The organism is Nonomuraea sp. NPDC052634 (assembly GCF_040678535.1).
Lineage (GTDB): Bacteria > Actinomycetota > Actinomycetes > Streptosporangiales > Streptosporangiaceae > Nonomuraea > Nonomuraea fastidiosa.
In genome coordinates, this window is sequence record NZ_JBFATY010000005.1 from 542,023 (window position 1) to 555,179 (window position 13,157).

Genomic DNA, 13,157 nt, shown 5'->3' on the forward strand with positions numbered 1-13,157 from the left:
CTGGCGACCCGGCACAGGACGGACCGCCTGACACCACCAGAAGCAGCACGACACACGCCGCCCCCTTCCAAGCGCGCTACAACGTCCAGCAGGACACACGCCCCAACCCGAGCCGCGCTACAGCGTCCAGCGCGACACACGTCCCCGAACCGAACGCGGCGCGACGTCCAGCGGGGCGCACGCCGCTCCCCGAACCGAGCACGATGCAACGTCCAGCACGATGCACGACTCCGAGCCGACACGACGCCCAACCGGCGACACCGACGCGCCGCACCCCCGAAGCCAGCCGAGAGCAGAACGGGACACCTCGGTGTGGGCGATACGCGCGCGAGCGTGACAGCACCCGAAACCCGGATCAGTAGCCTTACCGTGTGCTGTTCGATTCCACGTACCCCAAGAGCTTCGCCAGCGACAACCACGCGGGCGTGCATCCGACGATCCTCGAAGCCATGGCCGCCGCGAACGACGGAGACGCACCCGCCTACGGCGACGACAAGTGGACGGCGATATTCGAGGAGAAGATCAAGGAGGTGATCGGCCCGGACGCGCAGGGCTTCGCCGTCCTCAACGGAGCGGGCGCCAACATGGTCGGCCTGGCTCCCATGCTCGGCCGCTACGACGGCATCATCTGCGCCGACAGCGCCCACATCGCCACCCACGAGACAGGTGCGACGGAACGTCTGCTCGGCGTGAAACTCCTGACGGTCCCGACCGAGGACGGCAAGCTCCGTCCGGCCGACATCGAGTCCCGCCTGGGCGGCGTCGGCAGCCACCACGAGCCGCAGCCCACCGTCGTCTCCATCTCCCAGGTGACAGAACTCGGCACCTGCTACTCCCCCGCCGAGATCGCCGCCCTCGCGGAAAAGGCTCACGAGCACGGCCTGCGCCTCCATGTCGACGGTGCCCGCCTCGCCAACGCCGCCGCGTACCTCGGCTGTGACCTCAAGGCGATCACGACCGACGTGGGCGTGGACGTGTTCAGCTTCGGCGGCACCAAGAATGGCGCGCTCGCGGCTGAGGCCGTGGTGGTGCTCGACTCGTCACTGTCTCACGCCATCCCGTTCCTGCGCCGCCAGTCCCTTCAGCTCGCCTCGAAGATGCGCTACATCTCCGCTCAACTCACGGCGCTCCTTACGGACGACCTGTGGCGCCGGAATGCCGCCCACGCGAACCAGATGGCCGACCGCCTGGCCGCTGGACTGACGGACATCCCCGGTGTCTCGCTGGCGTACCCGGTGCAGAGCAACGCCGTCTTCGCCACCCTCCCGAAGGCAGTCGCGGACACTCTCCAGCAGCGCTACCTGTTCCACTTCTGGGACGAGACCGCCGGCACGGTCCGCTGGATGACCGCCTTCGACACCACCCCGGAACACGTAGACGACTTCCTGGACGACATCCGCAAGGCGGCCACCGCGTAACCCACGCGCTAACTCTCACACTGCCTCGCCCGCCTACTCCCCCGCAGACGCACTCCCCTGGTTTCACGTGAAACATCGCGCGCCGACCACCGGCGAGCCCGGCAAGGCGCTGGACGGCTGACGCGGCCCAGGCGCCCCTTGCCAACGACCGCTGCGGGCGCGCGGCTGCGACGGGTTTCCGAGTCGCCGAGCGACCAAACGGCCGCCTCCGTGTTTCACGTGAAACACGGAGGCGCACTTCCCCGTCCCGTCCTCTGGAGTGCTGGCCTCCAGCACCCACAGCCTCGCCAGACACCCCGCCGCCGCCAGCGTCCACTCAACAGCAGGGCGTGGGACCGCATCGCGTCGAGCGCGTCACGTCGAGCGTCACCACGCCCTCCGAGGCGAACGCACCAGTCACCTGACCGAGGACCTCCAGCATCACGACAACGGTTTCACGTGAAACACCCTGTCTAGCGAAGCCTCGCCCTCGACGAGGACGCGTACCGCCAAGCCGCCTCCGCACCTCACGCCGCGCCACAGCACCTCACCACGCCGCAGCGCCTCCCCCGCCTCACCGCGCCGCAACACCCCACCGCGCTGCAGCACCTCCCCCGCCTCACCGCGCCGCAACACCCCACCGCGCTACAGCGCCTCCCCCGCCTCACCGCGCCGCAACACCCCACCGCGCTACAGCACCTCGCCGTGTGCGGAGCCTCGCCGTGTGCGGAGCCTCGCCGTGTGCGGAGCCTCGCCGTGTGCGGAGCCTCGCCGTGTGCGGAGCCTCGCCGTGTGCTGGGCCTCGCCATGGTGCAGCACCTCGCCGCACCTCACCATGGCCACAGCGCCTCGCCGTGCGCTGGGCCTCGCCGTGGCGCAACGCTTCTCCGTGCCTCACCACAGTCGCAGCGCTTCAGCACCTTGCGGGCCCACTACTTGCACCTGCCACCTCGCGTGCCGCCACCTTTTAACGCCTTGTGGCCTTTCGGCGCCCCCGCTTCTAATGCCTCATCGTCTTCCGGTTGCCCACCACTTCCTACGCCTCGCCGCCCTGCTACACCCACCGCTTCCTACGCCTCGCCGCCTTGCGACACCCACCCTCACGTACGCATCGACGCCTTCCGGCGCCCGCCGCTTCTCGCGCGTTGCCAGTTCCTCACACTTGAACGGACGGCCTGCCGCCCGGCATCCGACCGACGAAATCGCCACCGAGCTCCAGCACGAGCGCCACCGCCGTCCTCTGCGAGCTGAGTTGTTTCACGTGAAACATCGAACGCGTAGCCCACGCGCGCAGCGACTCCCAACGGGGACTCGTTCCGCAGGAAACCTCGCGCCGGCAACCCGCGCGTGCACGTAGGCCTACGCGGGCGCACAGGGCCCGCCGCTGGCGTCACGTTTCACGTGAAACATCGAAGGCTCGCCCGCCCACTAGCCGCACGCCGATCACCAACCGCACCACCGCGCGTGCCCCCATCCTGCGACTCGAGTCGCCCCCACGCGAGACGCGCGGCCCGAGTCGCTATTACTCGGTCGAGACTTCCCTGAGCCACTTCGGACTCACGGCCCCCACCCGCAGATCCGTCCCTGCGCCGCTAGTCCTTTCAGCTCGCCAGAAGATGCCCTACATCTCCGCGTAACTCGCGGCGCTCCCAAGCAAACCAGGAAAAGCGCCGAACTAACACCACGACCGGTCACCCAGTTTCCCCAGCCGATCCCGCATTGGCGCAGCCCGACTTCAATCAGGTAGCCGCCTCGGCCAGCCCGTGCAGAAGGGGCAGTCACAGCACGAGCACCGTCACGGACAGCGAAGCATGACACCACCCCCGCAGCCGGGTCGCTACCAGCCGGCCACGCGATCTCCTCCCCCGTAACGCTGCATCAACACTGTCGCGAGCCACAGCGCATCAAGACCGTCACGGGGCGCGCCGCTATCAGCGCCATGAGATCGCCTGCCCCGGAGCGACGCGTCAGCGCCGTCACGGCCGAGCCGCCACCTGCGCCACGAAATCGTCTGGCTCTCGAAACGCCGAACCGCACCCAACCGCCGCACCTCGATGCCGATCCACCGTCCGCTCCCCCAGCCCGACCGCCGCCGCGCTTGTAGCGAGCATCCGTCACCGGCAACGGTGAGCGACTGGACCAAACGGCAGGCGACGGCGGGCGGCTGGGCCTGCGCGGCGGACGACCGACCCGAGCGACGGACAGCCGACCAGAGCAGCGGGCGACTAGCCCGAGCAGCGGGCGACTAGCCCGAGCGGCGGACGACCGACCCGAGCAGCGGGCGACTAGCCCGAGCAGCGGGCGACTGGTCTGAGCGGCGGACACCTGGGCCTGAGCGGTGGGCGTGGTGAGTGAGCGTCGCCCGTCCACCGTGCCCGGATCCTGGTTCCAGGCTCCTGGTTCCAGGCTCCTGTGCACCACAGCGACCGGGCGGGCGGCACGCTAATCAGGGCGGGCGACCGGCTGTTCGAGGACGGTCAGCTGCGTCCCTCGGCCGCGCCGACTTCGGCGGGTCGACACCAGCCACCAGACCGTCTGAACGCCCGACCGCGCTTAGTCGCGCCAGCCGTCGTCACCGTGGCGGAACCTCAGCTCACCCGCTGGGTTCTGTCGAAAGACCGAACTTACGGCGCGAAAGACCGGACGGCGCAGCGCGAGAAACCAGACTACGCAGCGCGAAAGACCGGAGCGCGCGGCGCGAGAAACCGAACCACGCGGCGCGAGAGGCTTGGCGGCGCGGGCGAGCGGCCGAGGTGCGGGCGAGCGGCCGAAGCTGAAGCTCAGGCGCGAGAGCTCATCAGCCACGAGAGCTGAGAAGCACGGGAGCAGGGAACCCGGGAACCCGAGAGCCCGGGAACTCGGGAACCCGAGAGCCCGGGAACCCGAGAGCCCGAGAGCTCGAGAACTCGGGAGCTCAGGAGCTCGAGAGCCCGGGAACCCGAGAGCTCGAGAACTCGGGAGTGCGGGAGCTCGGAAGTGCGGAAATCAGTCCTCGGCTTCTCGCATCGCCTGGATTGCCTCCGGCGCCATGGTGCCGATGATGCGCTCCAGGTCGTCGATCGTCGCGAACTCCACCACGATCCGTCCCTTCCGCCGCCCCAGGTCCACCTTCACCTTGGTTTCGAAGTGGTCGGAGAGGCGGTCGGCGAGGTGGGTGAGTCCGGGGGCGGTGGGCTTGGGGGCCTTCCGGTCGCGTGGCGCCTTCTTGGCCGCCTTTGAACTGCCCATGGCGACGATCTCCTCGACCGCCCGTACCGATAGCAGCTCCGCCACGATCCGCTTGGCGAGCTGGATCTGCTCCTCCGGGTCGTCGAGTCCGAGGAGCGCCCGCGCATGCCCGGCGCTGATCGTCCCGGCGGCGACCTTCAGCTGTACGTCAGGAGGCAGGTTCAGCAGACGCAAGGTGTTGGTGATGTGAGAGCGCGAGCGGCCGATCTTCTTCGCCAACTGATCGTGCGTCGCCTGAAAATCGTCAAGAAGCTGCTGGTACGCCGCCGCCTCTTCGAGCGGGTTCAGCTGCTCACGCTGAAGGTTTTCGATCAGCGCATCCCGCAACAGGTCGTTGTCCTGGGTGTTGCGTACGATCGCCGGCACCGGGTCAAGGCCGACCTTCTTACACGCACGCCAACGCCGCTCCCCCATGATCAGCTCATACTGACCACCACCGACCGAGCGCACCACAATCGGCTGGAGCAGCCCAACCTCACGGATGGAGGTCGCCAGATCCTCCAGGCGCTCCTCATCGAAGACCTCACGCGGCTGCCGAGGGTTAGGAACGATCGCCTCGAGCGCGATCTCCTTGAAGTACGCCCCCGCAATCGGCTTGGGACCCGTCTCCCCCGTCGACCCGTTGGCCGGGGCCAGCGCCGCCCCCGTGCCGTCAACGATGGGACCGGTCGGGATGAGCGCCCCGAGTCCCTTGCCCAATCCCCGCCGCTGCTGGCTCACTGCGTCTCCTCATCCACCCGGTCGATTCCGGTCACTCCAGGAGAGGTTACCGTTGTGGACCGGACCGAGTGCCCCCTCGCCACACACCGTCCGGTTGGATTTACACCGACACGGTCACAAACCTGCCCAACCCGTGACTGAGCCCCAGCCCATCCGCGTTTTGCACCCTGCTTTCAACCCGCCATCCCGGCCCGGCCGGCCTCCGAGCCGCCTCGGCCCGCCCGGCCTCCGAGCCGCCTCGGCCCGCCCGGCCTCTGAGCCATCTCGGTGCGAGAGAGCCATTCGGTGCCGGCGGTGACCACTGGGTCGGCGCGCGACATGGCTACCCTGCGCCTGCTTCGTACGGGTCCTCTACCGCTCAGGGCCGAACCTTCCAGCGTCGAAGCTCCCGGTGCCGGGTTCGCTTGCCGCGCGGTCCCATCCCTGTGCGGGGCCCATCGCCGCAAGGGCCCATTCTCGTGCGGCCCCATTCTCGTGCAGGGCCCATCCTCGTACGGGACCCATCCCCTCGCAGGACCATCGCCGCATGGGCCCATCGCCGCGCAGGCCGATGGCTACACGGGCCGATGGCTACACGGGCGGCGTGATACGAAAGCTCCGATCTCGGAGTTTGCTCTGCGCGGAGCCACGCCTAGACGGCAAAAGCCCCGCGGCCCTAGGAGGCGCGGCTCGAAGATCCCCGCGCGGAAACCCCGACCCCGCGGAACGACACAATGATTCCACGGCGGGACGCCCCCGGCGCCCGACGCTTCCCGCGGTGGCGCACCCAGCAAGGGCGCCCCCAGCTCAGCCCTGAGCGCAGGCGCTCCTGCACCCCGCGCCGCACGCAAACCGTGATCCCGGGGTAAGTGGTGTCCGGAGCCGAGAAGGGCCCGGAAAAGGCAGAGGAGGTGGTCAGGAGACCGTGGCGCGGTGGGCGATCTCGCGGGCCGCATCCATGTACGCCATCGCCCCGCTCGACCCCGGGTCGTACGTCATCACCGACTGCCCATAGCTGGGCGCCTCCGACAGCCGCACGCTCCTCGGGATCACCGTGTTCAGCACCGTGTCCCCGAAGTGCGCCCGCACTTCCTCGGCCACCTGGGACGCGAGCCGCGTACGCCCGTCGTACATGGTCAGCACGATCGTCGAGAGCCGCAGCGTCGGGTTCAGGTGAGCCTTGATCAGGTCCACGTTCCGCAGCAGCTGCCCGAGGCCCTCCAGCGCGTAGTACTCGCACTGAATCGGGATCAGCACCTCGTCGGCCGCCACCAGCGCGTTGACGGTGAGGAGACCGAGGGAGGGCGGGCAGTCGATCACGATGTAGTCGAACTTGATCGCATCGTACGCCGCCAGCGCCCGCCGCAGCCGCGCCTCCCTGGCCACCAAGGACACCAGCTCGATCTCCGCACCGGCCAGGTCGATGGTGGCGGGAGCGCAATACAGGTTGGGCATGTCGGGCACCTGCTTGACGATCTCCGCCATCGGCAGGTCGTCCACGAGCACCTGGTAAACGTCCGGGACGTCACCACGATGCTCCGTCGCCAGCGCGGTGGAGGCGTTGCCTTGCGGGTCGAGGTCGACCACGAGGACCCGCTGGCCGTGCATCGACAGGGCGGCGGCGATGTTGACCGAGGTGGTCGTCTTGCCCACGCCGCCCTTCTGGTTGGCCACTGCGATCACTCGGGTCTTGGGCGGACGCGGCCAGCCGCCGTCGCCATCGCCAGATGCCTCGCCAGTCTGGGCGGCCGTCGGGGTTGCAGATGTTTCACGTGAAACCACTGAGCTGAGCGCCTCTCGTACCAACGGCGAATCACCGGGGTTCAGGGGGGTCTGGGTCACGATGGCCATCCTTTCAACCACTGGTGTGCCGGTGCCGGGAATTTGCTGTCGCGACACGCCCATTTCGGGCCAGCCAACCCCGGTTGGACTCTGAGACGGAGGGCCGTCCGGCCAGCCAAGACCACTTGACGCGACTGGCACAACCGTCACCTCCTTCGTCGCCGCCTGGCTCGCTCCGGCGGGCGACCCGCTACCACCCGAACCAATGTTGCAGGCGGCTCGACCTTACCGCGCCCGACCGTGACGAGCTCGGCCGTTCGGGCGCCGACGGCGCGCAATTGCTCCTGTGCCTCGGCCAGCTCGCCGGCGGCGCGCTCGCCCTTCATGGCGATCAGCTCGCCGCCCTCGCGGAGCAGCGGCATCGCCCACTTGAGCAGCCGATCGAGCGGCGCCACCGCACGGGCGCTGGCCACGTCGAACACGCGCTTGCCCGCCAGCTCTTCCGCCCGGCCGCGCAGCACCTCGACGTTGTCGAGCTTGAGCGCTTCGACGCACTCCTCAAGGAACACGGTACGGCGCAGCAGCGGCTCCAGCAGCGTCACCGTGATGTCCGGCCGGACGATGGCGAGCACCACACCGGGCAGGCCGGCGCCGGAGCCGATGTCCACCAGCCGCACATCCGGCGGCACCGCCTCGGCTACGACGGCGCAGTTGAGCATGTGGCGATCCCAGATCCGGGGCACCTCCCGCGGACCCAGCAGCCCGCGGACGACACCGGGACCCGCCAGCAGGTCTGCGAACGTGATGGCGCGATCCCAGGCCTCCCCCGCGAAGACGTCCCTCGCTATCTCCGGCGGCTCCGGAAGCTCATCGCTCACTGGTAGGTGGCCTTTCTGGGGCTCGTGGCCCGTGATCGGGGTGATGGTCGCCGGGCGCGCTTAGGCCGCGGCGACGGATCCGGTCTCCACCCAAGGCTACGGGGTGAGATCACAAGGGAAGCCTAGCGGGCCTTGGTGAAGGTGGCCTGTGAGCACGCCGTCAGCGCAACACCGCGCAGGCCGATAAAGGGGGAAATGTCGGTGTACCGGGGGTGGGGACGCGCCCTGAGGAAGCGTACCGGGGAAAAGGACTGCCCCCCGGGAAGCGGCACTCGGGAAGCGGCATATGGGACCGATGCGTCGGCGGGTCCGGTTCCGATCAAGCTCATCCGCTGGTCCGGGGACAGGTCGGTTGCCGTCGTCCGCGGTCGGCCCGTCGGTTGCCGTCGTCCGCCGTCGGCCCCTGTCGGCAGCCATGGTCCGGTCGGCTGCCGTTGGATGTCGTCGGTCAGGTGGTCAGGTAGCGGAAGGACTCGCCGTCTGGTCCTGACAGCCGAACGGGCCGGCCACACCCGCGGCCGACCCGTCAAAGCGGTCCGTCAAAACGGTCCGTGACAGCGATCCATCGAAGTCCACTCCGTCGAAGGTCGATCCGACGGAGTCCGGTTCGTCAAGGTCCGGTTCGTACGGCCGAAGCCGCCGAGGAGGCGACCGAGGTCACCGCCCGAGAGCCGAATCCGCCGCTCAGGCGGGCAGAACCACCACGTACCGGTTCGGCTCCTCGCCCTCCGACTCGCTGCGCAGCCCCGCGGCCGCCACCGCGTCGTGGACGATCTTGCGTTCGAACGGCGTCATCGGCTGCAGCGACTTGGGCTCGCCGCGGTCCTTGACCTGGTTGGCGATCTCGGTGCCCAGCTTGGTCAGCTCGGCCCGCCGCCGCTCGCGGTAGCCGGCGACGTCCAGCATGAGCTTGGAGCGCTCGCCCGTCTGCCGGTGCACGGCCAGGCGGGTCAGCTCCTGCAACGCTTCGAGCACCTCTCCCCCGGGGCCCACGAGTTCGGTGCTCTTGATCCCGACGACGGAGACGAGCGCGCGGTCGCCCTCGACGTCCATGTCGATGTCGCCGTCGATGTCGGCGATGTCGAGAAGGCCCTCGACGTAGTCGGCAGCGATCTCGCCTTCCTGCTCCAGCAGAGTGAGATCAGGAGCCTTCTCCTGCTCGGCCTCGGTCATGGCCGGCCTCTCCTTCGTGTTCACGACTTCTTGCTGCCGGTGCGCTTGCTACGGGGTTGCCTGCTCGGCTGCTGCCTGATGATCTTAGGCTGCGGAGGGGGCGGAGGGGCCTGTTCTTCCGGCGTGGTCTTGCGCAGCTTTGCGATCAGGCCGGGCTTGGGCTGGACCGGGATGGGGTTGCCCTTGGCGTCGTACTGCGGCATGGGGTGCCGGCTGTAGAACCAGTGCTGCTGACCGAGCGTCCACACGTTGGTGGTGACCCAGTAGAGGATCAGACCGAGCGGGAAGTTCAGGCTGAAGAAGGCGAACAGCGGCGAGATGTACATGAGGATCTTCTGCTGCTGCGCCATGGGGTTGTCCGGCATCTGGGCCATGGAGCGGGTGACGCTCTGCCGGACGGTGAGGAAGGTGGTCAGCGAGCTGATCGCCACGAAGCAGCCGATGACGACCTTCTCGCTGATGGCGGGAGCCTCGAAGAACGTGGCGGGCAGCGGCGCGCCGATGATGAGCGCCTGCTTGGCGCTGTCGACCAGCTCCTGCGTCATCCCGAACTTGGCCTCGTCGGCCGCGATCGCGCGGAGCACGGTGAACATGGAGATGAAGATCGGGAACTGCGCCAGGATCGGCAGACAGCCGCCCAGGGGGTTGGCCCCCGCCCCCTGGTAGAGCGCCATGACCTCCTGGTTCAGGCGCTGCTTGTCGTTCTTGTAGCGCTTGCGGAGCTCCTGAACTTTCGGCGCCAGCTCCTGCATCTTCCGCGAAGATCGCATCTGCTTGAGGAACAGCGGGAAGATCAGGATCCTCATGCAGATGGTCAGCGTGATGATGGTCAGCGCCCAGGTCAGACCGCTGTTGGGGTCGAGGAACGTGCTGTACCCGGTATGGATCCAGGTGATGACTTGGGCGACGGCTGTGTACAGCCAGTTGAGCCAGGACAGCTCCACCGAGCTATCTCCCTTGCGTTTCGTGGGACGGGACCGGGCGTGGGGGCACCGGGTCTATACCTCCGGGATGAAATGGATGGCACCGCCCGATGCGCCGGACAGTCAGCCAAATGCCGCGCAGTGCTCCATGTACGGCAATCGCTTCGAGCCCGTATGCGCTGCACGAGGGGTAGAACCGGCAGCGTGGACCGAGCAGCGGGCTGATGAACGCCCGATAGAACCGGATGGGGAGGATGAGTGCGCGAGCGGCGAGGCTCGGCACCGCGACCCCTTGCGGTTGCTCCGTCATTTCCGTCCACCCGTCGAGGACTCGCGCCGCCTGAGCAAACGATCCAGCGCGACGTCGAGTTCGGCGGCCAGTTGCTCGAATCGCGCGGACGCGGCCGGTGGATTGGCGCGTACCACAAGCAGGCTACCTCGCGGCAGCCGGTGGAGTCGGTCCCGCATCAGGTGTCGGAGCCGTCGTTTGACCTTGTTTCGGGTCACCGCGCCCCCGACGGCCTTACTCACCACGAAACCCACAAGGGGTGGCTCTTCCCCAGAAGTGGTGAAATGCACCACCAGGGTGGGGCGCCCAGCGCGCTTGCCGCGCCTGACCGCAGCCTCGAACTCCTCCCCGCGTCGCATGCGGGATTGACGGGACAGCACCGTATACGTCTAACGCCCGCCGGCGTGATGCGCCGGCGGGCTGTCGTCGCGCGGGACGGTCAGGCCGACAGCCTCTCGCGGCCCTTGCGGCGGCGAGCGGCGAGGATGGCGCGACCGGCCCGGGTGCGCATGCGCAGCCGGAAGCCGTGGGTCTTCGCGCGGCGACGGTTGTTCGGCTGGAAAGTACGCTTGCTCACGGGTGGGCTCCAGGCTTGATGGTGCGCCGCACGGGCGCCTAACACACATGGATGGCCTGCCAGGGAAGCGAGGGCACGCGAAATAGCCGTCGCGTGACAAGCCGACCGTCGTACGTTACGAGGGAAGGCGCCCGCAGGTCAAACCGGACGCGGTTATCCACTGATCCACAGGCCACTTTTCCACCGCCGCCCCCACGTCCACAGTATGTGCACTCAGGTGCCACTAGGCTGTGGACAACGTCTTGAACACAGCTGTGCACAAAGCTACTGTCAGCCCTTCCGGGCCGCTCAAAGCCTGTGGACAGCCTGTGGATCTCCTGTGGAGTGCGTGGGCGGGACGCCCGCCGGCCGCGTGTGGACGAAGGAGTCGTCGATCATCGTGATCGGCTGTGGCATGTGGATAACCGATCGCGGGGGGCCGCGACTGAGAGGAGGGGGAACCGCATCGTGAACGGTGTCGACCTCGGCACGGTATGGGCGAGGGCACTGGGCAACTTCCTCAACGAGAACGTGCCCATCCAGCAGCGCACGTGGCTGTCGATGGTGCGCCCGATCGCGCTGGCCAACGACACGATCGTGCTCGGCGTCCCCAACGACTTCCTCAAGGACCTCATCGAGGGCAAGCTGCGCCCGCTGGTGGCCCATGCGCTGTCGCAGGAGCTCGGCCGGACCATGCGGCTGGCCGTGATGATCGACACGACGGCGCCCGAGCAGCCGTCAGGCGACGCTCATCAACAGCCTGGGGGTCAGGGTTATCCCCAGGGTGTGGAGAGCCAGCCGCGTTATGCACAGCCCGCGCAGCCGCAGCACAACCAGCCTTCCGAGCCGCCACAGTACTATTCACCGCAGCCCGAGCAGCAGCAGATATCCACCGAATATCCACAGCAGAGCTTCGGTTTTGAACAGGGCCAGTCCTACACGCCGCCCGTGGAGAAGCCCGCGGAGCCGGCGCAGAACCTGACGCAGAACCGCTGGGAGGCGAAGAGCAGCAAACCCAGCGAAACAGCCCGGCTCAACCAGAAGTACACATTCGAGACTTTCGTCATCGGCGCCAGCAACCGTTTCGCGCACGCCGCCGCCGTCGCGGTCGCCGAATCGCCGGCGAAGGCGTACAACCCGCTCTTCATCTATGGCGACTCGGGGCTGGGCAAGACGCACCTGCTGCACGCGATCGGCCACTACGCGCAGAGCCTGTACGACGGCGCCCGCGTCAGATACGTGAGCTCCGAGGAGTTCACCAACGACTTCATCAACAGCATCCGCGACCACAAGGCCGACGGGTTCCGCGGCCGCTACCGCGCGATCGACATCCTGCTTGTGGACGACATCCAGTTCCTGGAGGGCAAGGAGCAGACGCAGGAGGAGTTCTTCCACACCTTCAACACGCTCCACAACGCCAACAAGCAGATCGTCATCTCCAGCGACCGCGCGCCGAAGCAGCTCATCACGCTGGAGGACCGGCTGCGCAACCGGTTCGAGTGGGGCCTGATCACCGACGTCCAGCCGCCCGAGCTGGAGACCCGCATCGCGATCCTCAGGAAGAAGGCCATCCAGGAGGGCCTGGCCGCGCCGCCCGAGGTGCTGGAGTACATCGCCAGCCGCATCTCCACCAACATCCGCGAGCTGGAGGGCGCGCTGATCCGGGTCACCGCGTTCGCCAGCCTCAACAGGCAGGGTGTGGACCTTCAGCTCGCCGAGGTCGTGCTGAAGGATCTCATCACGTCGGAGTCCGACAACGAGATCACGATCGCCTCGATCATGAGCGAGACCGCTCAGTACTTCGGCATCAGCATCGACGACCTGTGCGGCACCTCGCGCAGCCGGGCGCTCGTCAACGCCCGGCAGATCGCCATGTACCTCGCCCGCGAGCTGACCGAGCTGTCGCTGCCGAAGATCGGCCAGCAGTTCGGCGGCCGCGACCACACCACGGTGATGCACGCCGAACGCAAGATCCGCTCGCTGATCGCCGAGCGCCGCTCGATGTACAACCAGGTCAACGAGCTCACAATGCGGATCAAGCAGACACAGCGTGGGTCGTGACGTCGTACACAGCCTGTGGAAAACGCTGTGGACCAGCGGAAACGCAAAATCGGGGCGGCCGATTGCCCGCAAATGCTGGGAAAAATCCGTCCACAACGGTTGGGGACAGTGCTGGGGACATCCTGGGGAGAACCTGGGGACTACCAGTGGACAACGTGTGGACAGGCTGTG

General features: G+C 67.8%; 10 protein-coding genes. 2 read left to right on the top strand and 8 right to left on the bottom strand.

Translation table 11 applies throughout. The annotated features are described in order from the left end of the window. Nucleotides 1-371 precede the first annotated feature (371 nt). Nucleotides 372-1,418 (top strand): low specificity L-threonine aldolase, encoded by a 1,047-nt coding sequence (locus AB0K67_RS25020; protein WP_364064602.1) that lies wholly within the window; start codon nt 372-374, stop codon nt 1,416-1,418. Nucleotides 1,419-4,382: 2,964 nt separating this feature from the next. Here AB0K67_RS25020 and AB0K67_RS25025 read toward each other — a convergent pair. From AB0K67_RS25025 to rpmH, 8 genes are all read right to left on the bottom strand, one after another. Then, entirely contained in the window at nt 4,383-5,345 is a 963-nt protein-coding gene (locus AB0K67_RS25025; RefSeq protein ID WP_364064605.1) for a ParB/RepB/Spo0J family partition protein, read from the bottom strand. An 894-nt stretch (nt 5,346-6,239) separates the two neighbouring features. Next, entirely contained in the window at nt 6,240-7,175 is a 936-nt protein-coding gene (locus AB0K67_RS25030) for a ParA family protein (protein ID WP_364064607.1), read from the bottom strand. Nucleotides 7,176-7,312: 137 nt separating this feature from the next. Further along, nucleotides 7,313-7,984 (bottom strand): 16S rRNA (guanine(527)-N(7))-methyltransferase RsmG, encoded by a 672-nt coding sequence (gene rsmG, locus AB0K67_RS25035; protein WP_364064609.1) that lies wholly within the window; start codon nt 7,982-7,984, stop codon nt 7,313-7,315. Nucleotides 7,985-8,668: 684 nt separating this feature from the next. Then, nucleotides 8,669-9,157: a R3H domain-containing nucleic acid-binding protein gene (locus tag AB0K67_RS25040; RefSeq protein WP_364064764.1), complete on the bottom strand. Its 489-nt coding sequence runs from the start codon at nt 9,155-9,157 to the stop codon at nt 8,669-8,671. Between the two features lie 20 nt (nt 9,158-9,177). Further along, a complete protein-coding gene (gene yidC / locus AB0K67_RS25045) occupies nt 9,178-10,101 on the bottom strand; it encodes a membrane protein insertase YidC (protein WP_364064612.1) in 924 nt (307 codons plus the stop codon). 4 nt (nt 10,102-10,105) lie between these two features. Then, the gene (gene yidD / locus AB0K67_RS25050) at nt 10,106-10,390 is read right to left on the bottom strand and encodes a membrane protein insertion efficiency factor YidD (RefSeq protein ID WP_364064614.1); all 285 of its coding nucleotides are present in this window, start codon (nt 10,388-10,390) and stop codon (nt 10,106-10,108) included. Then, on the bottom strand, nt 10,387-10,749 hold the full coding sequence (gene rnpA / locus AB0K67_RS25055; RefSeq protein ID WP_364064616.1) for a ribonuclease P protein component: 363 nt from the start codon (nt 10,747-10,749) through the stop codon (nt 10,387-10,389). Before rnpA ends, yidD begins: the two co-directional genes overlap by 4 nt. 59 nt (nt 10,750-10,808) lie before the next feature. Next, nucleotides 10,809-10,946, bottom strand: a complete 138-nt coding sequence (gene rpmH / locus AB0K67_RS25060; RefSeq protein ID WP_364064619.1) for a 50S ribosomal protein L34 — start codon at nt 10,944-10,946, stop codon at nt 10,809-10,811. Nucleotides 10,947-11,390: 444 nt separating this feature from the next. Between rpmH and dnaA the strand changes: the two genes are divergently transcribed. Further along, a complete protein-coding gene (dnaA, locus tag AB0K67_RS25065) occupies nt 11,391-12,986 on the top strand; it encodes a chromosomal replication initiator protein DnaA (RefSeq protein WP_364064767.1) in 1,596 nt (531 codons plus the stop codon). Nucleotides 12,987-13,157: the final 171 nt, after the last annotated feature.